At 69.7% G+C, this 22,045-nt stretch carries 22 protein-coding genes; 18 read left to right on the forward strand and 4 right to left on the reverse strand.

The window, feature by feature from the left end; genetic code table 11:
• Positions 1 to 289: 289 nt before the first annotated feature.
• Positions 290 to 1,180: a peptidylprolyl isomerase gene (locus OHA77_RS36610; RefSeq protein ID WP_406313802.1), complete on the reverse strand. Its 891-nt coding sequence runs from the start codon at positions 1,178 to 1,180 to the stop codon at positions 290 to 292.
• Between the two features lie 214 nt (positions 1,181 to 1,394).
• Here OHA77_RS36610 and OHA77_RS36615 point away from each other — a divergent pair, with 214 nt between their 5' ends.
• The 10 genes from OHA77_RS36615 to OHA77_RS36660 all read left to right on the forward strand — a co-directional run bounded on the left by OHA77_RS36615 (position 1,395) and on the right by OHA77_RS36660 (position 10,957).
• On the forward strand, positions 1,395 to 1,856 hold the full coding sequence (locus OHA77_RS36615) for a hypothetical protein (protein WP_406313803.1): 462 nt from the start codon (positions 1,395 to 1,397) through the stop codon (positions 1,854 to 1,856).
• A 73-nt stretch (positions 1,857 to 1,929) separates the two neighbouring features.
• Positions 1,930 to 2,463 carry a hypothetical protein gene (locus OHA77_RS36620; protein WP_326823622.1) on the forward strand — a complete coding sequence of 178 codons (534 nt, stop codon included), beginning with the start codon at positions 1,930 to 1,932 and terminating at the stop codon, positions 2,461 to 2,463.
• Positions 2,464 to 2,478: 15 nt separating this feature from the next.
• The gene (locus tag OHA77_RS36625; RefSeq protein WP_326823621.1) at positions 2,479 to 3,789 is read left to right on the forward strand and encodes a replication-associated recombination protein A; all 1,311 of its coding nucleotides are present in this window, start codon (positions 2,479 to 2,481) and stop codon (positions 3,787 to 3,789) included.
• A gap of 127 nt (positions 3,790 to 3,916) precedes the next feature.
• The gene (locus tag OHA77_RS36630) at positions 3,917 to 4,303 is read left to right on the forward strand and encodes a DUF948 domain-containing protein (protein ID WP_326823620.1); all 387 of its coding nucleotides are present in this window, start codon (positions 3,917 to 3,919) and stop codon (positions 4,301 to 4,303) included.
• The gene (locus tag OHA77_RS36635; RefSeq protein WP_406313804.1) at positions 4,300 to 4,554 is read left to right on the forward strand and encodes a hypothetical protein; all 255 of its coding nucleotides are present in this window, start codon (positions 4,300 to 4,302) and stop codon (positions 4,552 to 4,554) included. Before OHA77_RS36630 ends, OHA77_RS36635 begins: the two co-directional genes overlap by 4 nt.
• 1 nt (position 4,555) lies before the next feature.
• Positions 4,556 to 7,228, forward strand: coding sequence for an alanine--tRNA ligase (gene alaS / locus OHA77_RS36640; protein ID WP_406313805.1), 2,673 nt, complete (start codon positions 4,556 to 4,558; stop codon positions 7,226 to 7,228).
• A gap of 46 nt (positions 7,229 to 7,274) precedes the next feature.
• A complete protein-coding gene (gene ruvX, locus OHA77_RS36645) occupies positions 7,275 to 7,772 on the forward strand; it encodes a Holliday junction resolvase RuvX (protein WP_406313806.1) in 498 nt (165 codons plus the stop codon).
• Entirely contained in the window at positions 7,769 to 8,806 is a 1,038-nt protein-coding gene (gene mltG / locus OHA77_RS36650) for an endolytic transglycosylase MltG (RefSeq protein WP_406313807.1), read from the forward strand. Before ruvX ends, mltG (OHA77_RS36650) begins: the two co-directional genes overlap by 4 nt.
• A 163-nt stretch (positions 8,807 to 8,969) precedes the next feature.
• Entirely contained in the window at positions 8,970 to 10,133 is a 1,164-nt protein-coding gene (mltG, locus tag OHA77_RS36655) for an endolytic transglycosylase MltG (RefSeq protein ID WP_406313808.1), read from the forward strand.
• Positions 10,133 to 10,957 carry a shikimate dehydrogenase gene (locus OHA77_RS36660; protein ID WP_406319932.1) on the forward strand — a complete coding sequence of 275 codons (825 nt, stop codon included), beginning with the start codon at positions 10,133 to 10,135 and terminating at the stop codon, positions 10,955 to 10,957. Before mltG (OHA77_RS36655) ends, OHA77_RS36660 begins: the two co-directional genes overlap by 1 nt.
• Here OHA77_RS36660 and OHA77_RS36665 read toward each other — a convergent pair.
• Both OHA77_RS36665 and OHA77_RS36670 read right to left on the reverse strand, forming a co-directional pair.
• Positions 10,932 to 11,897 carry a hypothetical protein gene (locus OHA77_RS36665; protein WP_406313809.1) on the reverse strand — a complete coding sequence of 322 codons (966 nt, stop codon included), beginning with the start codon at positions 11,895 to 11,897 and terminating at the stop codon, positions 10,932 to 10,934. The genes OHA77_RS36660 and OHA77_RS36665 overlap by 26 nt on opposite strands.
• A complete protein-coding gene (locus OHA77_RS36670; protein ID WP_406313810.1) occupies positions 11,894 to 12,259 on the reverse strand; it encodes a PadR family transcriptional regulator in 366 nt (121 codons plus the stop codon). The genes OHA77_RS36665 and OHA77_RS36670 overlap by 4 nt, the downstream gene beginning before the upstream one ends.
• 391 nt (positions 12,260 to 12,650) lie before the next feature.
• On the opposite strand from OHA77_RS36670, the gene infC reads away from it, so the two are divergent.
• The 8 genes from infC (at position 12,651) to OHA77_RS36710 (ending at position 20,065) form a co-directional block, all read left to right on the forward strand.
• Complete coding sequence (gene infC / locus OHA77_RS36675; RefSeq protein ID WP_406319933.1) at positions 12,651 to 13,286, forward strand: translation initiation factor IF-3; 636 nt, start codon at positions 12,651 to 12,653, stop codon at positions 13,284 to 13,286.
• A gap of 130 nt (positions 13,287 to 13,416) precedes the next feature.
• Complete coding sequence (gene rpmI / locus OHA77_RS36680; RefSeq protein ID WP_326823611.1) at positions 13,417 to 13,611, forward strand: 50S ribosomal protein L35; 195 nt, start codon at positions 13,417 to 13,419, stop codon at positions 13,609 to 13,611.
• A 24-nt stretch (positions 13,612 to 13,635) separates the two neighbouring features.
• Positions 13,636 to 14,019: a 50S ribosomal protein L20 gene (rplT, locus tag OHA77_RS36685; protein WP_012892552.1), complete on the forward strand. Its 384-nt coding sequence runs from the start codon at positions 13,636 to 13,638 to the stop codon at positions 14,017 to 14,019.
• A gap of 73 nt (positions 14,020 to 14,092) precedes the next feature.
• Positions 14,093 to 14,923 (forward strand): TrmH family RNA methyltransferase, encoded by an 831-nt coding sequence (locus OHA77_RS36690; protein WP_406313811.1) that lies wholly within the window; start codon positions 14,093 to 14,095, stop codon positions 14,921 to 14,923.
• Positions 14,924 to 14,974: 51 nt separating this feature from the next.
• Positions 14,975 to 16,057: an ATP-binding protein gene (locus OHA77_RS36695; protein WP_406313812.1), complete on the forward strand. Its 1,083-nt coding sequence runs from the start codon at positions 14,975 to 14,977 to the stop codon at positions 16,055 to 16,057.
• Between the two features lie 119 nt (positions 16,058 to 16,176).
• On the forward strand, positions 16,177 to 17,226 hold the full coding sequence (gene pheS, locus OHA77_RS36700; RefSeq protein WP_406319934.1) for a phenylalanine--tRNA ligase subunit alpha: 1,050 nt from the start codon (positions 16,177 to 16,179) through the stop codon (positions 17,224 to 17,226).
• Positions 17,226 to 19,742, forward strand: coding sequence for a phenylalanine--tRNA ligase subunit beta (gene pheT / locus OHA77_RS36705; protein ID WP_406313813.1), 2,517 nt, complete (start codon positions 17,226 to 17,228; stop codon positions 19,740 to 19,742). Before pheS ends, pheT begins: the two co-directional genes overlap by 1 nt.
• Before the next feature lie 77 nt (positions 19,743 to 19,819).
• A complete protein-coding gene (locus OHA77_RS36710; RefSeq protein ID WP_326823608.1) occupies positions 19,820 to 20,065 on the forward strand; it encodes a hypothetical protein in 246 nt (81 codons plus the stop codon).
• 135 nt (positions 20,066 to 20,200) lie between these two features.
• On the opposite strand, the gene OHA77_RS36715 is transcribed toward OHA77_RS36710, so the two are convergent.
• Complete coding sequence (locus OHA77_RS36715; RefSeq protein ID WP_406313814.1) at positions 20,201 to 21,862, reverse strand: class I adenylate-forming enzyme family protein; 1,662 nt, start codon at positions 21,860 to 21,862, stop codon at positions 20,201 to 20,203.
• Positions 21,863 to 22,045 lie beyond the last annotated feature (183 nt).

Consider the following 22,045-nt stretch of genomic DNA (forward strand, 5'->3'; position numbering starts at 1 on the left):
CGGAAAGACGCTCTCACGTCTCTCCGGGGGCCTTCGCCGTACCGCGCCGCGCGGCAGGCGTACGGCCCGGCGGTCGCCGCGGCGGGTCGGAAGCGGACCCACGGCGCCCGCGGCCCGCGTACGCACGAGCCGTTCCGGCGTCAGCCGAGCTTGTCGGGCAGACGGGCCGGTTCGATGCCCGGTGGACGGCGCAGGAGCGCCTCGAAGGTGAACTGAGCCTCCGTCCGGGCCGGTGGGGCGTCAGGTGGAATGGAGCCCTGGCCGTCGGCCCGACGGCCAGGGCGTCTCCTCAGGAGAGTTTCACGTCCTTGATGACCACAGGGATCTTGGGAGCGGTGGAGCCGCCGTCCCCGGTGATGTCGTCGGGGTTGGTGATCCAGCCGCCCTTGTAGACCTTGTCGAGGATGTCCATGCCCTTGGAGACGACGCCGAAGGGCGTGTAGTCCGCCCCCAGCTGCGCGGTCTCGTCGCCGAGCGAGAACCAGAACTGGCTGCCGTTCTGGTTGGCCGCCTCCTGCGGCTGCGCCAGCGCGACCGTGCCCTTGGTGAAGGGTATGCCGCCGAGGTTCTCGTCGTTGAAGACGTAACCCGAGCTGCCCTGCCCGTCGGTGGGGTTCTTGCCGTCGGCCTTGGCCTGCGGGTCGCCGCACTGGAGCATGGCCAGGCCCGAGTTCTCCGGGGTGGCCAGGCGGTGGCACTTGGTGTCGTCGTAGAAGTTCTTCTTGGCCAGGAACGCGAGGGAGTTCACCGAGCAAGGGGCCTGGGCCGTCGCCAGGTCGATCACGATGGCACCGTGGTTGGTGGTGATCGTCATGGTCTTCAACTTCAGGTTGGGCTTGCCCGGCGGCATGCCCACCTTCTTGGCCGGGCTGCCGCTGGTGTCCTTGCGATAGGAGCAGCTCACCTTGGACGCGTCGGCCGGAGCGGTGGGCGCGATCGGCGTCGTCGGCAGAGCCGAGGACGCCGACGCGGTCGGTGAGCTCTCGGCCGCGGATGTGCTGCCCTCGCTGTTCCCCCCGATCAGGGTCGTGGCGGCGATCACGCCGCCGGCGACGACCACCACTGCGGCGCCGGCACCGATGAAGATGTTCCGCTTCGTCTTGGTCGCCTGCTCAGCACGCTGGGCCTGACGCTCCTTGTGCTCCTGCGCCAGTCGACTCTGGCGGTCTTCGCCGCTCACCGCTATGTCCTCCAAGATTACCGTTACTTGACTGTCAACTGGCGGAAAGCGTACCGGCCTCAGAGTGTGCTGGAGGTAAGTGGCGGAATCCATCGAATGGGACAGAAGTGAGGATCATGGGAGACTTACTACAACTTTAAACTGTTCATGATGAGATTCCGTACCTGCTCACGACGAGATCTGGCGACGCGCCACGTATGACCGGAGCCCCCACATGTTCGATGAGATCCTGGGCCTGCCCGCCCACCCCCTGATCATCCACGCCGCCGTCGTCCTGACCCCTCTGCTGGTGGTGCTGGCCGCCGTCCACGCGCTGGTGCCACGCACGCGCGCCGTACTGCACTGGGCGGTGGCGGCCCTGGCGGTGATCGTCCCGATCGCCGTCTTCGCGGCGAAGGAGAGCGGTGAGGCGCTGAAGGAGAACCGGTTCTCGTCGGCTGACGGTCAGTTCGGCGCACGCATCGCCGAGCACGAGGGGTTCGCCACGCCGCTGCTGCTGGCCGCCCTCGCCCTGGGCGTGGTCTCGCTGGTTCTCGTCTACGTCTCCCGCGGCGACCGGTCCGGCCGCACGGTGCGGGCGGCCGTCTCGGCGCTCACCGTGGTCCTGGCCGTCGTGACGGGTTACTACGTGCTGCGCGCCGGGCACACCGGCGCGGTCGCGGTCTGGGCGAACTGACCAGGCCGGGGCGGCGGGTCCGGGTGGCGCGAAGCGGGCGGAACCTTTCCGCGGCCGACGCGGTAACAGGGACATGAGATCCTCCCTCATCCTCACCGGCTGCGCGGCCGTCCTCGTGGCGTGCTCCGCGCCGGCCACGTCCCCCGCACCCGCCGGGGCACCCGTCTCCGCCGTCCCCCTGTCGCCGTCCGCCTCCGGAGCGGCGCCGGAACGGATCCGGGAACCGGGCTGCGGCGACGGCCCCGTCCGCACGGGCCCCCGCCTGGAGTGGGCCTCGGTGAACGCCCCGGACGGGCCGTACGTCGTGAGCGCCGGCGGTGACGTCGTCGGTTACCTGTTCGCCTGCCCGCTGCGCGCGGGCAGGCCCACGAACCCGTCGAACAAGATCCTCTGGTACGTCCGCCTGCCCCGGGAGGGCAACGACCTCGTCATGACCGGCCATCCCCGGGGCGCGGCCGGCCCGGTGGTCCGTCATCGCTTCCCCGCCGACTCCTCGCCCGGGGAGATCTATCCCTCCGGGGTGGATGTGCCCACCCCCGGATACTGGACCTTCGAGCTCGCCTGGGGAGAGCACCGTGACACCGTGGATCTGAAGTACGTGTCCTGAAGGTACTGTCGGAGCGTGGACAGCCTGTTCGACTCGGCGGCCGAAGAGGCCCATCGCGGCCATGAGCCCCTGGCGGTGCGGATGCGCCCGCGCGGCCTGGACGAGGTGATCGGCCAGCGTCATCTGCTGGGGCCGGGCACGCCGCTGCGCAGGCTCGTCGAGGCCGAGGCGCCGATGTCGCTGTTCCTGTGGGGTCCGCCCGGCACCGGCAAGACCACCCTGGCCTATGTGGTCGCGGGCGTCACCGAACGCCGCTTCGTCGAGGTCTCCGCCGTGTCCGCGGGTGTCAAGGAGGTCCGCGCCGCCATCGAGCAGGCCCGGCGCGAGCTGGGCATGTCCGGCCGCCAGACGGTGCTGTTCGTCGACGAGGTGCACCGTTTCAACAAGGCCCAGCAGGACGCCCTGCTGCCCGCGGTGGAGAACCGCTGGGTCACCTTCATCGGCGCCACCACCGAGAACCCGTTCTTCTCCGTCATCTCGCCCCTGCTGTCGCGCTCGCTGCTGCTGACCCTGGAGTCGCTGTCGGAGGACGACATCCGGACGGTGCTGGAACGCGCCGTCACCGACCCGCGCGGCCTGGACGGGAAGGCGAAGCTGGCGCCCGAGGCCGCCGAGCATCTGATCCGCCTGGCCGGGGGGGACGCCCGCAGGTCGCTCACCTATCTGGAGGCCGCCGCGCTCATCGCCGACGGTGAGATCACCGTCGAGGTGGTCGAGCGCGCGGTGGACAAGGCGGCCGTCCGCTACGACAGACAGGGCGACCAGCACTACGACGTGATCAGCGGCTTCATCAAGAGCATGCGCGGCTCCGACGCCGACGCCGCGCTGCACTACCTCGCCCGGATGATCGAGGCGGGGGAGGACCCCCGGTTCATCGCGCGCCGGATCGTCATCTTCGCCTCCGAGGACGTCGGGATGGCCGACCCGACATGCCTGCAGATCGCGGTGGCCGCGGCCCAGGCGGTGGAGTTCATCGGCCTGCCCGAGGGACGGCTCAATCTGGCCCAGGCGGTCATCCACTGCTCCCTGGCCCCCAAGTCCAACGCGGTGATCAACGCCATCGGCGCCGCCTCGGAGGACGTACGGCGCGGCGCCATCGGCCACGTCCCCGACCACCTGCGCGACGCCCACTACCCCGGGGCCAAGAAGCTCGGCCACGGCAAGGGCTACAAATACCCCCACGACTTCGAACACGGCCTGGTCCGCCAGGACTACGCTCCCGAGGAGTTGCGGGACCGCCGCTACTACCAGCCCACCCGCCACGGTGCCGAGGCGGGCTTCGCCGACCGCTGGTCGAGGATCCGCGCCTTCCTCCGCGGCCGGTAGCCATCCGGAGGCGGGTGGCCCCCCGAACATATGGGGGTGGCCTGTTATGAGAAGGCGTGCCAGGGGAGAGGGGCAAGACGCGATAGGGTCTTGCCGTTCCAGCGAGGTTGAGTAGGAGGGGCGGCGCATGCTTAGCGCGGGAGAGGTCGCCGGACTGATCGTGGCCATGGCGTGGGCGATCCTGGTCTGCTTTCTGGCTGTGGTCCTGGTCAAGCTGGCACGGCTGCTCACCGAGACGACCAAGATGGTCTCGGAGCTGAGCGAGCGCGTCGTGCCGCTGCTGGAGGACGCCACGATCGCCGTCGGCGAGGCCAATCGCCAGCTCGTCGCCGTCGAGGCCATCGCCATGGACGTCAAACAGGTCAGCGGGCACGTCGCCAAGGTCAGTGACGTCACCCAGACCCTGGTCACCGGACCGCTGATCAAGCTCGCGGCACTGAGCCACGGCATCCGGCAGGCGCTGCGCGTCCGCGGCAGGTCCAACCCGCGGATGCTGGAGAGGCGGCGGCGATGATCCGGCGGCTGTTCTACATGTCCCTGGGCGCGTTCGGCGCGGTCTGGGTGATGCGTAAGCTGCAAGCACTGCATCCGAACCATCTGGCCCGCCGCGCCGTGCAGAACGCCACCGGCGTCCTGGAGCAGATGAGGGAGTTCGCGGGCGACACCCTGGAGGGTGCGGCCAAGCGGGAAACCGAGTTGCGATCCAAGTTCGGGCTCGACACTGTTGAGAACACGTACCACTACGACGTAAAGGATGGCCGCTGACATGGAGTCGGCAGAGATCGCCCGCCGCTTCCTGCGCTTCTTCGAGGAGCGTGGGCACACAGCCGTGCCCTCGGCCAGCCTGGTAGCCGAGGACCCGACACTGCTTCTGGTCCCCGCGGGCATGGTGCCGTTCAAGCCCTACTTCCTGGGCCAGCAGAAGCCGCCCTACCGCCGGGCCACCAGCGTCCAGAAGTGCGTGCGCACCCCCGACATCGAAGAGGTCGGCAAGACCACCAGGCACGCCACGTTCTTCCAGATGCTCGGTAACTTCTCCTTCGGCGACTACTTCAAGGAGCAGGCGATCCCGCTCGCCTGGGAGCTGCTGACCAAGCCCGAGTCCGAGGGCGGCTTCGGCTTCCCCGAGGACCGGCTCTGGGTCACCGTCTACCAGGACGACGACGAGGCCTACGACCTCTGGCACGAAAAGGTCGGTGTCCCCGCCGAGCGCATCCAGCGGCGCGGCCTCGAGGACAACTACTGGCACATGGGCGTGCCGGGCCCCGGCGGGCCGTGCTCGGAGATCTACTACGACCGCGGCCCCGAGTACGGCAAGGACGGCGGGCCCGTCGCCGACGAGAACCGCTATCTCGAGGTGTGGAACAACGTCTTCATGCAGTTCCAGCTCAGTGCGGTCCGCAGCAAGGTGGACTTCGACGTCGCGGGCGAGCTGCCCGCCAGGAGCGTCGACACCGGCATGGGCCTGGAACGCATGGCGGCGATCCTGCAGGGCGTCGACAACATCTACGAGATCGACACCACCTACAAGATCCTCGACCGGGCCGCCGAGCTCACCAAGACACGCTACGGCCGCGACGAGCGCGCCGACGTCTCGCTGCGGGTCATCGCCGACCACGTCCGGACCGGCGTGATGCTCGTCGCCGACGGCGTGCTGCCCTCCAACGAGGGCCGGGGCTACGTGCTGCGCCGCATCCTGCGCCGGGCCATCCGCAACCTGCGCCTGCTGGGCGCGGGCGAGGAACGCTACATGCACGAGCTCACCGCGGTGACCATCGACGTGATGGGCGAGCAGTATCCCGAGCTCAAGGCCGACGCCCCGCAGATCCACGGCGTCATCGACGCCGAGGAGGCCTCCTTCCTGGGCACTCTCCGCACCGGCACCGCGATCTTCGACGTGGCCGTGGAGGAGACCAAGCGCAAGGGGGCGGGCACGCTCGCCGGAGAGCAGGCCTTCCAGCTTCACGACACCTACGGCTTCCCGATCGACCTCACCCTGGAGATGGCCTCCGAGCAGGGGCTTCAGGTCGACGAGGAGGGCTTCCGCCGGTTGATGAAGGAGCAGCGCGACCGGGCCAAGGCCGACGCCGCCGCCAAGAAGACCGGCAACGCCGACATCTCGGTGTTCGGCCAGATCCTTGAGAAGACCGGCAGAGTCGAGTTCCTCGGCTACGACCAGGTGACCGCCGAGGCCGAGGTCATTGGCCTCCTCGTCGGCGGCGCCCCGGTCCCGGCCGCGGGCGCGGGCACCGAGGTCGAGGTCGTGCTGGGCCGCACGCCGTTCTACGCCGAGGGCGGCGGACAGCTCGCCGACCAGGGCGTCATCCGCACGGACGGGGCCGAGGTGGAGATCATGGACGTGCAGTCCCCGGTCTCCGGCGTCGTCGTGCACCGCGGGAAGGTCCGCGCCGGTGAGATCCGGGTGGGCGACTCGGCCCAGGCCGAGATCGACGTCGAGCGACGCCGCGCCATCTCCCGCAGCCACACCGCCACCCACCTGGTGCACCGCGGCTTCCGCAACGCGCTGGGCGAGACGGCCGCGCAGGCCGGCTCGGAGAACTCGCCCGGCCGTTTCCGCTTCGACTTCACCGCCGCCGGCGCCGTCGCGCCCAGTATGCTCCGCGACGTCGAGGACGAGGTCAACGCCATTCTGATCAACGACCTCACGGTCAACGCCTTCCACACCTCCCAGGCTGAGGCCCGGGCGATGGGCGCGCTGGCCCTGTTCGGCGAGAAGTACGGCGAGACCGTCCGCATCGTCGAGGTCGGCGACTACTCCCGTGAGCTCTGCGGCGGCACCCACGTCTCCAGCTCCGGACAGCTCGGCCTGGTCAAGGTGCTGGGTGAGGCTTCGATCGGTGCGGGCGTGCGCCGGGTGGAGGCCCTGGTCGGCCTGGACGCGTTCCGCTTCCTGGCCCGGGAGAGCCTGCTCGTCGCCCAGCTGTCGGAACAGCTCAAGGCCCGCCGCGAGGAGCTGCCCGAGCGGATCGAGGGCATCGTCACCCGGCTGCGCACCGCGGAGAAGGAGCTGGACGGGCTCCGCTCCGCCCAGGTGCTCGCATCGGCGGGTGAGATAGCGGCGGGCGCCCGCGACCTGCACGGGGTCTCCGTCGTGACGCACCGCGCGCCTGATGGCACCTCCCCCGACGACCTGCGTAAGCTCGCCCTCGATGTGCGCGGCCGGCTCCCGGGAGACCGGGCTGCGGTCGTCGTCGTCGCCGGTGTGCCGGGCGACCGGCCCGTCGTCGTCGCCGTGGTCAACGAGCCGGGGCGCGACCGGGGCCTGAAGGCAGGCCGGCTCGTCGGCGTCGCCGCCAAGGCACTCGGCGGTGGCGGTGGCGGTAAGGATGACGTCGCCCAGGGTGGTGGAGTCCGTCCTGAGGCGATTGGCGACGCGCTTGGCGCCGTCGAGCAGGCGATCGAGCAGACGCTCGTCTGACGGCGGACGTCTGCGAGTCGGACACGGCTCGGAGGCGGAGATGATGATGAGAAACGGTATTCGGCTGGGCGTCGACGTCGGATCGGTCCGTATCGGTGTGGCCCGCAGCGATCCTTCGGGGCTGCTGGCCACGCCGGTGGAGACCGTACGGCGCGGTAAGGGCGATCTGGACCGGCTCGCGGAGATCGCGGAAGAGTACGAGGTCATCGAGATCGTGGTCGGCCTGCCGACCTCGCTGTCCGGTCGTGAGGGACCGGCGGCCGAGGCCGCCCGCGCCTTCGCGACCCGGATCGCCCTGCGGCTCGCACCCGTCCCGGTGCGGCTGTTCGACGAGCGGCTGACCACGGTCACCGCCCAGCAGGGCCTGCGGGCCAGCGGGGTGAAAGCCAGGAACCAGCGCGGTGTGGTGGACCAGGCGGCGGCCATCGTGCTGCTCCAGGCCGCCCTGGACGCCGAGCGCGCCACGGGCCTGCCGCCGGGCGGCCCGGTCGGACCACCGGGCGGGCAGTCCGGGGGAGAATCGAGTGGCCGGGCTGCTCGGTGAGCCGCCTGCGGCCGCTGTGGCTGCTGGCGGGTGGCACGGCCGTCGTCGCCACGACACTGGGCGTCGGTGGATATGTGCTGGTCAAGCCTTATATGATGCCTGCCGACTTCGAGGGAGCGGGTTCGGGTACGGTCACCGTCAAGATCGACGAAGGCGCCACCGCTCGTGAGATCGCCTCGGTCCTCGCCGACGCCGGGGTGGTGGCGAGCGCCAGGTCGTTCGTCCGGGTGACCGAGGAGCAGGCCAAAGGGAAAAGTCTGCGGCCGGGCTATTTCAAGCTCCGCAAGGGCATGTCGGCCGCCGCCGCCCTCAAGCTGCTGGTCGCGCCGGAGTCGCGGGTGGTGCGCCGGGTGACCATCCCGGAGGGACTGCGTCTGACCGAACTGCTCGACAAGGTCGCCACCGGCACCGGGATGCGACGGACCGAGTTCGCGAAGGCCACCGCGGACCGTCAGGAGCTCGACCTGCCCGCCTACGCCGAGAGCGCCGAGGGTTTCCTCTTTCCCGCCACCTATGAGGTGGAGCCGGACATGGCGCCGAGAGAGGTGCTCGCGGCCATGGTGGAACGTTACAGGCACACGGCCGGCGAGCTCGACCTTGAGGAGAAGGCGGCGAAGGTGCGGCTGACGCCCCTGGAGGTCGTCACGGTGGCGAGCATCCTCCAGGCCGAGGGCGGACGGGACTCCGACTATCCGAAGATCGCTAGAGTGATCTACAACCGGATCAGGGCGCGGATGCCCCTCCAACTCGACACCACGGTGCTCTACGCGCAGAAGCGCAGGAGCCTCAAGGTGACGGAGAAGGACACCAGAGTGAAGTCGCCGTACAACACCTATCTGAGACCGGGCTTGCCGCCCGGCCCCATCGCGAATCCAGGAGAGAAGGCGTTGCGGGCAGCTCTCCATCCAGATCAAGGTGATTGGCTCTGGTTTGTCACAACCGATCCGGAGCATAGAATCACGAAATTCACTGATAAAGAGAGTGAGTTCGTGAGATACAGGGAAGAGCTGAACAGATACCTCGGGACGCGGTGATGCACGGCGGAACGCCCCCGGTTCCGCCGCGCGCGGCGACCCGCACCGGAAGGTCGGGAGAAGGTGCCCGGTCGACCGGGACGTCCGGCCTGGTGCCCCCCCTCGGTTTGGCATACCCCCTTGACGCCAGGCCGTCCCTGACGGGAGATTGGCCGGCGAAGCTATGAGCGATCTCGATATGGACTTCCTGGTCGCCGATGACGACGGTCGGTCACGGCGCAGGTCACGCACATCTCCGGGCTCCGGCAACAAGCGAGGTCGTCGTCGGCGGCGCCGCCGTAACCGGGGCGGTTTCCTCGCCCCGATGCTCGCCATGATCGTCCTGCTGGGCGGCATCGGCGCCGGTGGCTTCTACGGCTACACCTGGCTGCGCGACGCGATGACCGTCGAGGACTACACCGGGCAGGGCACCGGGGAGGTCGTCGTGGAGATCAAGGACGGGCAGAACGCCTCGGACGTGGCGCAGACCCTGCAGGCCCAGGGCGTGGTCAAGAGCGCCAAGGCGTTCGTCAACGCGGTCGCCGACGCCAACAAGAGCGGCTCCCTGCAGCCCGGCGAATACACCATGCGCAAGCAGATGTCCGCCGCCGTCGCCGTCACCCTGCTCGACCCGACCAAGCGGCTCCTGGAGAGGGTGACCCTCAAGGAGGGCCTGCGCCTGTCCGACACCCTGGTGCAGCTCGCCAAGCAGACCGGCAAACCGCTCAAGGAGTTCCAGCGGGCCGCCAAGGACGTCGAGGCGCTGGACCTGCCCTCCTACGCCAAGCGCAGGCTGGAGGGCTACGCCTTCCCCGCGACCTACGAGATCACCCCCAAGATGACGGCCGCCGACATCCTGGCTGCGATGGTCGAACGGTTCCACCAGACCGCCGAGAAGGACGACCTCGTGAAGGAGGCCAAGGCCCTCGGCCACACCCCGCACGAGATCATGACGATCGCCAGCATCGTCCAGGCCGAGTCCGGCAGCGTGGAGGACATGGGCAAGGTGGCCCGGGCCATCTACAACCGCCTCGACGGCGACCCCGAGCGCAAGCTGGAGATGGACAGCACGGTGATGTACGGGCTGAACAAGTACGGCATCGCGGCGTCCAACGCGGATCTCAAGAGCACCTCGCTCTACAACACCTATGAGCGGTTCGGTCTGCCTCCGGGTCCGATCGCCAACCCCGGCGACCACGCCATCCAGGCGGCACTGAACCCGACCAAGGGCGACTGGATCTGGTTCGTCACGACCGACCCCAAGCGCGGCATCACCAAGTTCACCTCCTCCGAGGCCGAGTTCTTCAGGCTCAAGGCGGAGTTCGAGAAGAACCAGGCGGGCGGATGATGCGGGCGGCGGTGCTCGGGTCGCCCATCGCCCACTCGCTCTCACCCTCCCTGCACCGCGCCGCCTACGAGGGCATGGGCCTGCACGACTGGCGCTACGAGGCGATCGAATGCGATGAGGCCGGGCTGCCCGGCCTCATCGGCGGCCTCGGTCCCGAATGGGCGGGCCTGTCGCTGACCATGCCGCTCAAAAGGGCCGTGCTCCCGCTGCTCGACACGGTCTCCGAGCTCGCGCTGCGGGTCGGCGGGGCCAACACGGTCGTCTTCTCGGCCGGCGCCCGCCACGGTGACAACACCGACGTCCACGGCATCGTCCAGGCGCTCACCGAAGCGGGCGTGGCCCCACCACGGGCGGCGACGATCCTCGGCGGAGGGGCGACGGCGGCCTCCGCGCTGGCCGCGCTGCACGAGATGGGCCTGGACGAGGCGACCCTGGTGGTCCGTGACCGTGCCAGGGCAGGGGAGACCGCCGAGGTGGCGGAGCGGCTGGGTACGGCCCTGACGGTGCAGACCTTCGACAAGCTCGACATCGTTCTGGACGTGGACCTGGTCGTCTCGACCCTGCCCGCCGGAGCCGCCGACGGTCTCGCCGACCTGGTGGCCGGGGTGCCCGCGCTCTTCGACGTCGTCTACGCGCCGTGGCCCACCCGGCTGGCCGCGGCGGTGGCGGCGCGGGGCGGCACCACGATCGGCGGCTTCCCCATGCTCCTGCACCAGGCGGTCCGGCAGGTCGAGATGATGACCGGCCGGACCGACGTGCCGGTGGAGGCGATGCGTGCCGCGGGCAAGGCCGCGATCGTCAGCCGAGCCGCTCCGGAGAGCTGACCGTCCCGCTGCCGTAGGGCCGGAAACCTCGTCTGGCCACGGTGAAGAACACGGCCACGAGGAGCGTCTGCAGCAGGAAGTGCGGCCATGCGTCCCTGAGCGGCTCGTCCAGCAGTCCCACGGCGTAGAGCGACGCGAGCATCGGGACCATGAGCAGGATGGCGCGGCGGCCGACGGGGGTCCGGCTGGCCACGCCACAGGCCATCGCGATCAGGGTCAGGTCGACCCTGATCCGGTCCGGGCCGTCGGGCGGGAAGAGGTAGGTGAAGACGTTGAGGGCGGCGAGCGACAGGACCGCGGCGACGCTCCAGTGGAGCAGCCGCCGGTGGCCGATCAACGCCGCTCCCTCGGCCGGCCGGGGCGCCAGGGTCAGCAGGAGGGCGACGACACAGCCGGGGACGGCCTGGAAGGCCACGCCGCCGGGGGTCAACGGGTGCACCGAAGGGGCGTCCGGTCCCAGGTGCTTCATGATCTCCATGGTCGACACGGTGTAGACGGCGCTCTCCGCCACCGCCCAGATCCAGGCGCCGGCGGCCGCCCAGCGTGAGCCCCGTAGCGCCAGGCCGAGGATCAACGGGTAGGGCAGCAGCCGCACCACGACGAGTACGACCTGGAGGAAGCCCACCGGCTCCCAGGTGCCCGGCCACAGGATCAGCGCTGAGCTGCCGAGCGACAGGACGAGCAGGTGGAGCGGGGCGACGATCGCGGCGACGTTCAGCGCGTCGCGCCAGTGCGCGGCGGCCTCGGGGCCGAGGGAGCGCTGGAGGCGGATGAGGATCCCGCCTTTGACCACGTCGAACACCTCACGTGGATCCGGGCGCTCGCGGCCCGGACCGGCTGCGGCGAGCAGTACGCCGATCATCTCCTCCTCGTGCCGTGCCCGGTGTTCGCGGGGGTAGCAGGCCAGGAGCCTGCGGTAGCGGGCCTCAAGGGGGCTCACGCCGCACCTCCGGTCAGGCCTCGGCGGAACATGCCGCCGGCCGGGCGGATGCGCAGCCGGGTGGCGGCCGCCTCGGCGTTCCGGCGCAATCGTTCGGCCTCGGCGGCCAGGCGGGTGACTCCGTCACCGGTCAGCCGGTAGTAGCGCCGGACCCGACCGTCCACCACCTCCTCCCGGTCGCCCGCGATGAGCCCTTCGGACTGGAGGCGGTCGAGGGCGGCGTAGAGGGTGCCCGCACGCAGACGCACCCGGCCACCGGAGATCTCCTGGACATCGGTGATCACTCCATAGCCGTGCTGGGGCTCCGCGGCCAGGGCGGTGAGGATCAGGAAGGTGGGTTCCTGCATCGATCGCTCGCTCATACCGTCTTTATATACCGACCATCGGCATATTGGGTGTGCGGTAAGGAAACTGTGGCACCGCAGGGGATGCCGCACGGATGATTCTGTGAGCGTGCGTGGTTGTGGTAATGTAACTACTCGATCGGTCCGGCGTGCCTGCTGGACGCGCAAGCGGAGGTTCACCTCCCACCTGGCTGGCCGCGAGGCTGGCAGGTCAAGGATCACACCGGGTAATTCCGGGGAGCTCACAGTGTAAAAAACTGATGGGTTCATGTGGCCCCGCATGCGCGACGTGCGGGGCATTTCGTGCATCCAGGCCCCGAAACGGCCTGCGTTCTGCGACCTCCCGGCACGATCGAGCATGTGGCAGCCGCCCGCAAAGACGGCGGCGGATCGCAACCTAGGAGGCCCCATCAGCGCCGAGCCCCGCATCAATGACCGTATTCGCGTGCCCGAGGTCCGCCTCGTCGGCCCGAACGGCGAACAGGTTGGCATCGTCTCCATCGGCGATGCTCTGAAGCTGGCTCAGGAGTCCGACCTCGACCTCGTTGAGGTCGCGGCCACGGCTCGCCCGCCCGTGTGCAAGCTCATGGACTACGGCAAGTTCAAGTACGAGTCCGCCATGAAGGCACGTGAGGCGCGGCGAAACCAGGCGTACACGATCATCAAGGAGATCAAGCTCCGACCGAAGATCGACCCGCACGACTACGAGACCAAGAAGGGTCACGTGGTGCGGTTCCTCAAGGCCGGAGACAAGGTCAAGGTCACGATCATGTTCCGCGGGCGGGAGCAGTCCCGGCCCGAGCTGGGTTTCCGGCTCCTGCAGCGGCTGGCCGAGGACGTCACGGAGCTCGGCTTCGTGGAGTCCCAGCCGAAGCAGGACGGTCGAAACATGATCATGGTGATCGGCCCGCACAAGAAGAAGGCCGAGGCCAAGGCCGAGAAGGCAGCGGCCAAGGCGCGGCGAGACGAGGACCCCGTGGAGGGTCAGGCTCCCGTGGAGGATGAGGCTCCCGTCGTCGACGAGGTGGCCGCTCCGCAGGAGTGACTCGCATAGCCTGAAGCATCAGGTAGTCGCGAGGTTAAGCCGAGACCGGGTCCGGTCTCGCAGTCAGGCACGCCCTTGACTTGGGTTACCGGCCCGGGACATCGGCACGATCGAGGGAGAGACGGCTGAGATGCCGAAGATGAAGACGCACAGTGGTGCGAAGAAGCGATTCCGGCTGACCGGCACGGGCAAGATCAAGCGCCGCCGCGCCAACCGCGCGCATTACAACGAGTGGAAGTCGTCCACCTTGACGCGTCGTCTCAAGCCCGAGGTCGTGCTCTCCGATGCCGACGCCAAGAAGATCAAGAAGCTGCTCGCTAAGTAACGGTCCCCGGGGAGATAGATACACATGGCACGCGTGAAGCGGGCGATCAACGCCAAGAAGAAGCGCAAGGTCGTTCTTGAGCGGGCGAAGGGCTACCGGGGCCAGCGGTCCAGGCTGTACCGCAAGGCCAAGGAGCAGATGCTCCACTCGATGACCTACGCCTACCGCGACCGTAAGGACCGCAAGGGCACCTTCCGTCGTCTCTGGATCCAGCGCATCAATGCCGCTGCCCGCCAGAACGGCATCACGTACAACCGGCTCATCCAGGGTCTGCGGCTCGCCTCCATCGAGGTCGACCGCAAGATCCTCGCCGACCTCGCGGTCAATGACGCCGCCACGTTCGCGACGCTGGTCGAGGCCGCCAAGAAGGCGCTCCCGGCCGACGTGAACGCGCCGGTCGCCGGCTGAATCCGGCACTGACGAGTGTGCGGCCCACAGCGATCACGCTGTGGGCCGCATTCGCATTCTTGGGGGAAAAGGCATGGCGGGATCCGAGCTGACCAACATCAAGTCCCCGAGGGTCAAGGCCGTCCGGCGGCTGACCAAGCGGGCCTTCAGGGACCGTGACCGGTCCTTCCTCGCCGAAGGGCCGCAGGCGGTCCGCGAGGCGCTGGCACTGGACGACGTGGTGGTGGAGCTGTTCGCCACGGCTGAGGCCGCGCTGCGGCACGCCGACATCGTCAGTGCCGCCGTCGCCGCGGGAGTGCCCTTTCACCGCGCCAGCGGCGAGGTCATGGCCGAGCTTGCCCAGACCGTGACCCCGCAGGGACTGCTCGCCGTGTGCAGGTTCGTCCATGTGCCCCTGGACAGCGCCCTCTCCGCCGACGCCAGGTTGGTGGCCGTGCTCGCCCATGTCCGGGATCCGGGCAACGCCGGGACCGTGCTGCGCACCGCCGACGCGGCCGGCGCCGACGCCGTCGTCTTCACCGACGCCTCGGTGGACCCTTACAACGGCAAGTGCGTCCGGGCCAGCGCGGGCAGTCTTTTCCATCTCCCGGTCACCACGGGGCTTCCGGTGGCCCAGGCCGTGCAGAAGCTCAAGGACGCGGGGCTGCGGGTGCTCGCCGCCGATGGCGCGGGTGAGCAGACGCTGGACGACGTGGACCTGTCCGGCCCGACCGCGTGGGTCTTCGGTAACGAGGCGTGGGGACTGCCGGAGGAGATCCTGCGGCTGACCGACGAAGTGGTCCGGGTGCCGATCTACGGACAGGCCGAGAGCCTCAACCTCGCGACCGCCGCCGCGGTGTGTCTGTACGCATCTGCCCGATCTCAGCGGGCCGGTTCCCCCACCCCCGCTCCGAGGCTGCCGTAGAACCCGGGAAACCCGCTATTGTCGGCGTTGTAGCGTCGAGGAGGCGGGGTCGTGCACGGCGAACACACCGACGAACGGAGCGCTGATTCCGCCTGTGTGATCGACGTCGACGATCTTCCCGATGGCCTTGTGATGACCGATCGCGACGGGCATGTGCTGACCGTCAACCGCGCCGCGGCCCGGCTTACCGGGGTCACCCACGAGCAGGCCGTCGGACGGCACCTGCGCGACGCGTTCTCCTTCCGCGACCACGACGGCCGCGACTGGTGGAAGTGGTTCGACACCTACGGCGGGCTGCCCACCCGCACCCGCCAGCCCGAGCTTCCGCTGCGCACCCCCGGCGGCCAGGAGATGCTCGTGGCCGCCCGCCTGGTGCGCAGGCCCGAGCGAGGCGGTGAGGTCGTCCGGGTGGTGATCACACTGCGTGACGCCGGTGCCCGTGCCCGGCTGGAGCGCAGCCGCGCGGACCTGGTCTCCACCGTGGCCCACGAGCTCCGCTCCCCGCTGACCAGCGTCAAGGGGTTCACCGCCACGCTGCTGGCCAAATGGACCCGGTTCACCGACAACCAGAAGCTCGTCATGCTGGAGACGGTCAACGCCGACGCCGACCGGGTGACCCGGCTGATCACCGAACTGCTCGACGTGTCCCGCATCGAGTCCGGGCGGCTGGAGATCCACCGCCAGGTGGTCGACCTCCCGGCCAGAGCCCGGAAGATCATCGCTGGGCGCGTCGCGGCGGGAGAGCCGGAGGACCGCTTCCGGCTGGAGGTCCGCGGTGAGCTGCCCGAGACGTGGCTGGACCAGGACAAGATCGACCAGGTGCTGGCCAACCTGATGGAAAACGCGGTGCGTCACGGGCGCGGTACGGTGACAGTAGCCATCGAGCCGAACGAGTGGGGAGTGACCGTGTCCGTCCGTGACCAGGGAGAGGGCATCCCGCCCGAGCTGGCCACGCGCGTGTTCCGGCAGTTCTGGCGGGGCAACGCCCGTCGTCGCGGCGGCACCGGCCTCGGCCTGTTCATCGTCAAGGGCCTGATCGAGGCCCACGGTGGCACCATCTCCGTGCAGCGGGGGCCCGAGGGCGGAGCCGAGTTCCGATTTATGGTGCCTACCGGCACCCCTGACTTCGCCTGAGCGCGGATTCAAGCCCGGTGGGCTTCCCCGACTAGACTCATTGCCGCTCAAGCCCTGGATTCGGAGCTCTCTTGTCTAACTACGACCCGGTTGAGGTGACCCCGCTGCACGCCGATGAGATGGCGCGCATGCAGGCTGACGCGCTCGACGCCGTCAAGGCGGCGTGCGACCTCGACGAACTCAAGCAGGTACGGCTCGCACACGCCGGTGACCGCTCACCGATCGCCCTGGCCAACCGCGAGATCGGCGCACTGCCTCCGGCGGCCCGCGCCGAGGCGGGCAAGCGGATCGGCGGCGCCCGCAAGGCCGTCGCCGACGCTCTCGCCGAGCGCCAGGCCCAGTTGGAGACCGAGCGGGACGAGCGGGTCCTCGTCGAGGAGACCGTCGACGTCACGCTGCCCGCCGACCGCGCCCCGCGTGGTGCCCGGCATCCCCTGACCACCATGCAGGAGCGGATCGCCGACGCGTTCGTCGCGATGGGCTACGAGGTGGCCGAGGGACCCGAGCTGGAAGGCGAGTGGTTCAACTTCGACGCACTGAACATCTCGCCCGACCATCCGGCCCGCTCGGAACACGACACCTTCTTCGTGGAGTCGGTCGAGTCCGGCAAGGTGCTGCGCACGCAGACCTCACCGGTGCAGATCCGGGCACTGCTCAGCCGCAGGCTCCCGGTCTACGTGATCTCGCCCGGCAAGGTGTTCCGCACCGACGAGCTCGACGCCACCCACACCCCGGTCTTCCACCAGGTCGAGGGGCTCGCCATTGACGAGGGCCTGACCATGGCCCACCTCAAGGGCACCCTGGACCGTTTCGCCCAGGTCATGTTCGGTGAGGGAATCACCACCAGGTTCCGGCCGAACTACTTCCCGTTCACCGAACCGTCCGCCGAGATGGACCTGAAGTGCTTCGTCTGCCGCGGCGCCTCCGCGGTGGCCGGCAACCCGCCCTGCCGCACCTGCAAGTCGGAGGGCTGGATCGAGTGGGGCGGCTGCGGCATGGTCAACCCGCGGGTGCTCATCGCCTGCGGTGTCGACCCCGGCCGCTACAGCGGCTTCGCCTTCGGCATGGGCATCGAGCGCACGCTGATGTTCCGCCACAACGTCGAGGACATGCGCGACATGGTCGAGGGAGACGTCCGCTTCACGCTCCCGTTCGGAATGGAGATCTGATGAAGGCCCCGCTTTCCTGGCTGCGGGAGTACGTCGACCTCCCCGCTGTCACCGCTCACGAGATCGCCGACAGACTCACCGCCGCCGGGCTCAAGCTGGAGGCCATCACCTCCTACGGTCACGACGTCAAGAACGTGGTCGTCGGCGAGGTGCTCGCCATCGAGGAGCTGCAGGGCTTCAAGAAGCCCATCCGGCACTGCCAGGTCGAGGTGGGGGAGGCCGCGCCGCGTGAGATCGTCTGCGGCGCCACCAACTTCGCCGTCGGCGACCGGGTGCCGGTCGTGCTGCCCGGTGGCGTGCTGCCCGGCGGGTTCGAGGTCGGCGCCCGCAAGACCTACGGACGGATGTCCGAGGGCATGATCTGCTCGGAGCGCGAGCTCGGCCTGAGCGACCTGCACGAGGGCATCATGGTGCTGTCGGAGGGCACGCCGATCGGAGCCGACGTGGTCGAGCTGCTCGGCCTGCGCGATGACGTGATCGAGATGGAGATCACCCCGGACATCGGCTACGCGCTGTCGATCCGCGGCGTGGCCCGCGAGGCCGCCACCGCCTTCGGCTCGGCGTTCCTCGATCCGGCCGACGTCTCCCCGCCCGCCGAGGCCGGCCCGTCCTACCCGGCCTCCATCGCCGACCCGACAGCCTGTGACGGCTTCGTGCTGCGCGAGGTCCAGGGCTTCGACCCGTCCGCGTCCAGCCCGCTGTGGATGCGGACCCGGCTCACGCGCGCCGGTGTGCGGCCCGTCTCGCTCGCCGTCGACGTCACCAACTACGTGATGCTGGAGCTGGGTCAGCCCCTGCACGCCTTCGACGCGGCGAAGCTGACCGGCGAGATCGTCGTGCGCCGGGCCGAGCCGGGCGAGACCCTGGAGACGCTCGACCACGTCGTCCGCACGCTCGACCCGGAAGACATCCTGATCACCGACGGGTCGGGCGCGATCTCGATGGCCGGGACCATGGGCGGTCTGCACACCGAGATCTCCGAGACCTCCACCGACATCGTGATCGAGGCCGCGCACTTCTCCGCCAGCGGCATCGCGCGGGAGTCCCGCCGCCACAACCTGGTCAGCGAGGCGTCCAAGCGCTTCGAGCGGGGCGTGGACCGGGAGCTGCCGCTGTATGCGTCCTGGCGTGCGGCCCAGCTGCTGGCCGAGCTCGGCGGCGGCACGATCCAGCCGGGTGTGACCCACGCCGAGGTCGAGGTCGAGCCGGTCCGCATCTCCATCCCGAGCGGCCATCCCGCCAGGGTCGCCGGGACCGGCTACGACCGGGAGACGGTGATCCGCCGCCTGGAGCAGGTCGGCTGCACGGTCGTCGCCGGCACGGTCGCCCCCGCCGACGAGATCGCCGCCAAGCTCGCGGTCACCGGCGATGACATGCTGACGGTCACCCCGCCCTCGTGGCGGCCAGACCTGACCGATCCGAACGACCTCGCCGAGGAGGTCATCCGGCTCGAAGGCTACGAGAACCTGCCCTCGATCCTGCCGGCCGCTCCGGCGGGTGCCGGTCTCAGCGAGGGCCAGCGGCTGCGCCGCCGGGTGGGCCGGGCGCTGGCGGCCTCCGGCTACGTCGAGGTCCTGACCTACCCGTTCAACGGGGAGCGTGACTTCGACAACCTGCAGCTGCCCGCGGGCGACGCGCGCCGCCGGGCCGTACGGCTCGCCAACCCGCTCAGCGAGGACGAGCCGCTGATGCGGACCACGCTGCTGCCGGGACTGCTCAAGACCCTGGTGCGCAACGTGGGCAGGGGCTTCGGCGACGTGGCGCTGTTCGAGACGGGGCTGGTCTACCGGCCGTCCGACGGTGCGCCCGCGACCGCGCCGGTGCTCGGTGTGGACCGCAGGCCGAGCGAGGAGGAGCTCGCCTCGATCGAGGCCGCGCTGCCCGCCCAGCCGCTGCGGGTGGGAGCCGTGCTCGCCGGGGAGTTCGAGCGGTCCGGTTGGTGGGGCAGGGGCCGTACGGCCGGCTGGGCGGACGCCGTCGAGGCGGCCCGCACCGTGGCTCGCGAGGCCGGGATCGCCCTCGACGTGCGCGCCGACCGGCACGAGCCCTGGCATCCGGGCCGCTGCGCCGCGCTGTACGCCGGGGGTGTGCTCGTCGGCCACGCCGGTGAGCTGCACCCGCGTGTCATCGAGGCATACGGCCTGCCGCCGCGCACCAGCGCGATGGAGCTGGAGCTGACGAGGCTGGAGCCGCTGATGACCGGTCCGGCGCAGGCTCCCGCGATCTCCGCCTACCCGGTGGCCACGCAGGACGTCGCGCTCGTCGTCGACGCCGCCATCGCGGTGTCCGAGGTGGCGAGGGCGCTGCGCGAGGGGGCCGGTGACCTGCTGGAGTCGGTCCGGCTGTTCGACGTCTACACCGGCGAACAGGTCGGTGCGGGCAGCCGATCCCTGGCCTACACCCTGCGGTTCCGCGCGCCGGACCGGACGCTGACCGCCGAGGAGATCACCGCGGCGCGCGACGCGGCCGTGGCACTCGCCGGTGAGCGCACCGGAGCGCAACTCCGCGGCGTCTGATCCGCATAGGAGGGCCTCGACGGCCGCATGCCGTCGGGGCCCTTCTCTCGGTCCGGGCTTTCGATTCGGGAGGGACGATGAGGCACCTGCTCGTGTTCGCCGAGCGCGACGACGCCGAGGAGGTCGCGGAGACCGTGGCCGAGGAGTTTCCGCGGATCGGCGTGCCGGCCGTCGTGCGAGAGGCCCTGGCGGGTGAGGACGACGCCGAGGACGCCCAGTGGGTCGTGGTGGTCGAGGATCCCGGTGGTGTGCTGCGGTCCGATCACCTGGCGCGCCTGGAGACGCTGGCGGAGGAGCACGACGGCTGGCGCGAACGCTGGTGAGGGGAGCCGCCCGCCGTCGTGGCGTCGGCTCGGCGTGCTGAGCGATCGATCGGAGGTGCCGGGCACGGACCTCGGGTTCCGGCGGTGACCCGCGTCCGGGCAGACCGTGTTCGCGCGGGTCGCCGCCGGGCGGTGTCAGGAGCCCAGGACCTCTCTGCGGAGATGAGTCTTGAGGATCTTGCCGCCGGGGTTGCGGGGGAGCTCGGCCTCGCGGATCCAGAACCGGACCGGGACCTTGAACGCCGCGATCCGCTCACGCAGGAAGGCCTGCAACTCCTCGGTGCTCGCCGGGGAGACCAGCCGTACCACCGCGCCGACCTCCTCGCCCAGTTCGTCGTGCGGGATGCCGATCACCGCGACATCCTCCACCGCGGGGTGCTCGAACAGCGCGGCCTCCACCTCGGCGCAGTAGACGTTCTCGCCGCCGCGGATGACCATGTCCTTGGCCCGGTCGACGATGAACACGAACCCCTCCTCGTCCACCCGTGCCAGGTCGCCGGTGTGCAGCCAGCCGCCGACGAAGGTCTCGGCGGTGGCCTCGGGACGGTTCCAGTAACCGAGGATGACGTTCGGGCCGCGCAGGCAGAGCTCGCCGACCTCGCCGACCGGCAGCTCACCGCCGAGCGGGTCGGCGATCTTCACCTCGACCACGGGCATCGGCAGGCCGATGCTGTCGGGCTTGGCCAGGTAGTCCGCGCCGGCGTTGTTGATGGTGAGCGCGGTGGTCTCCGTCATGCCGTATCCGTTGGAGGTGGCGCGGGCGGGCAGTTGCTCGGTGATGCGTTCCAGCAGCTTCGGCGGGGCCGGGGCGCCGCCGTACCCGAGGGAGTTGAGGCTGGAGACGTCGAACTTGCCCAGATCGGGGTGGGACAGCAACTGCCACACGTTCGTGGGTACGCCGCTGAACGTGGTGATCTTCTCGCGCTCGATCAGCTCCAGCGCGCGGCCCGCGTCCCACTTGTACATCAGCACCAGAGCGCCGCCGGTGAACATGGTGGTGGTCATGACCGCGAAGCAGCCGGTGACGTGGAAGAGCGGCACGGTCAGCAGGGTGACGCGGCGCTGTCCGGCCGATTCCGCCGGGTCCTTGCCCGCCCGGACCACGGTGCGCAGCAGCCCGTAGGCCACGGTCATGGGGGACTGACCGAGGTTGCGGTGGCTGCCGAGCGCCCCCTTGGGACGGCCGGTCGTGCCCGAGGTGTAGAAGATCGTGGCGGGGTCCTCGGGGGAGAGGTCCATCGGCGGCAGCGTCACGTCGGCCTCGATCCGGCCCAGCACGTCGTCGAACGAGCGCGCGCCCGCGGGCACCTCACCCCGGGTCACGATCAGTGACGCCACCTGGCCGGCGAGCTTGGCGGCGCGCTCGCCGTCGGCGATCAGCACCTTGGCCCCGGAGTCCGACAGTCCGAACTCCAGCTCCTGCGCGGTCCACCAGGCGTTGAGCGGTACGGCTATCGCCCCCGCCGCCAGTGTGGCGGAGAAGGCGATCACCCACTCGGGATAGTTGCGCATGGCGATGGCCACCCGGTCGCCCTTGACCACCCCGTACTCCTCAACCAGGCGCCGCGCCAGCGTGGCCGCCCTGCGGAAGTGCTCCTCGTAGGTGATGTGCTGGTCCTCGTAGGTGAGGAAGACCGCCTCTCCGTGGAACCTGCTCATCTCCAGCAGGGCGCGGAAGTGGACGGGCGCGTGCTTCCAGGTCCTGACTGAGCCGCCGTGACCGGCGACCTCCTCCAACTCGAAAAGCTGGCCCGGTGCGGTCAGCTGGGCCTGGACCTGGTCGTGGGTGACGGTCATGGGTTCGTACTCCCGGGGGCGAAGGGACCGGAAATTCCACGATACCGACCGGTAGGTACGTGCAACAGTGGCGAAACATTTGCCTCGCTTTCCTGCGAATGATCGTCTGTAGCGAAACATGGCTATAAATGAACTTTTGGGTTGTTTTACCCCGAGGGGAGTGGCGAAGATCCCACCCGTCAC

The sequence above is a fragment of the Streptosporangium sp. NBC_01639 genome (genome assembly GCF_045209755.1).
GTDB lineage: Bacteria > Actinomycetota > Actinomycetes > Streptosporangiales > Streptosporangiaceae > Streptosporangium.

Excerpts from the sequence above, each read along its gene's own strand:
- OHA77_RS36615 (WP_406313803.1), top strand. The coding sequence starts at position 1,395 with ATGTTCGATGAGATCCTGGGCCTGCCCGCCCACCCCCTGATCATCCAC.
- OHA77_RS36620 (WP_326823622.1), top strand. The coding sequence starts at position 1,930 with ATGAGATCCTCCCTCATCCTCACCGGCTGCGCGGCCGTCCTCGTGGCG.
- OHA77_RS36630 (WP_326823620.1), top strand. The coding sequence starts at position 3,917 with ATGCTTAGCGCGGGAGAGGTCGCCGGACTGATCGTGGCCATGGCGTGG.
- OHA77_RS36635 (WP_406313804.1), top strand. The coding sequence starts at position 4,300 with ATGATCCGGCGGCTGTTCTACATGTCCCTGGGCGCGTTCGGCGCGGTC.
- alaS (WP_406313805.1), top strand. The coding sequence starts at position 4,556 with ATGGAGTCGGCAGAGATCGCCCGCCGCTTCCTGCGCTTCTTCGAGGAG.
- ruvX (WP_406313806.1), top strand. The coding sequence starts at position 7,275 with ATGAGAAACGGTATTCGGCTGGGCGTCGACGTCGGATCGGTCCGTATC.
- mltG (WP_406313808.1), top strand. The coding sequence starts at position 8,970 with ATGAGCGATCTCGATATGGACTTCCTGGTCGCCGATGACGACGGTCGG.
- OHA77_RS36660 (WP_406319932.1), top strand. The coding sequence starts at position 10,133 with ATGCGGGCGGCGGTGCTCGGGTCGCCCATCGCCCACTCGCTCTCACCC.
- OHA77_RS36670 (WP_406313810.1), bottom strand. The coding sequence starts at position 12,259 with ATGAGCGAGCGATCGATGCAGGAACCCACCTTCCTGATCCTCACCGCC.
- rpmI (WP_326823611.1), top strand. The coding sequence starts at position 13,417 with ATGCCGAAGATGAAGACGCACAGTGGTGCGAAGAAGCGATTCCGGCTG.
- rplT (WP_012892552.1), top strand. The coding sequence starts at position 13,636 with ATGGCACGCGTGAAGCGGGCGATCAACGCCAAGAAGAAGCGCAAGGTC.
- OHA77_RS36690 (WP_406313811.1), top strand. The coding sequence starts at position 14,093 with ATGGCGGGATCCGAGCTGACCAACATCAAGTCCCCGAGGGTCAAGGCC.
- pheS (WP_406319934.1), top strand. The coding sequence starts at position 16,177 with ATGGCGCGCATGCAGGCTGACGCGCTCGACGCCGTCAAGGCGGCGTGC.
- pheT (WP_406313813.1), top strand. The coding sequence starts at position 17,226 with ATGAAGGCCCCGCTTTCCTGGCTGCGGGAGTACGTCGACCTCCCCGCT.
- OHA77_RS36710 (WP_326823608.1), top strand. The coding sequence starts at position 19,820 with ATGAGGCACCTGCTCGTGTTCGCCGAGCGCGACGACGCCGAGGAGGTC.
- OHA77_RS36715 (WP_406313814.1), bottom strand. The coding sequence starts at position 21,862 with ATGACCGTCACCCACGACCAGGTCCAGGCCCAGCTGACCGCACCGGGC.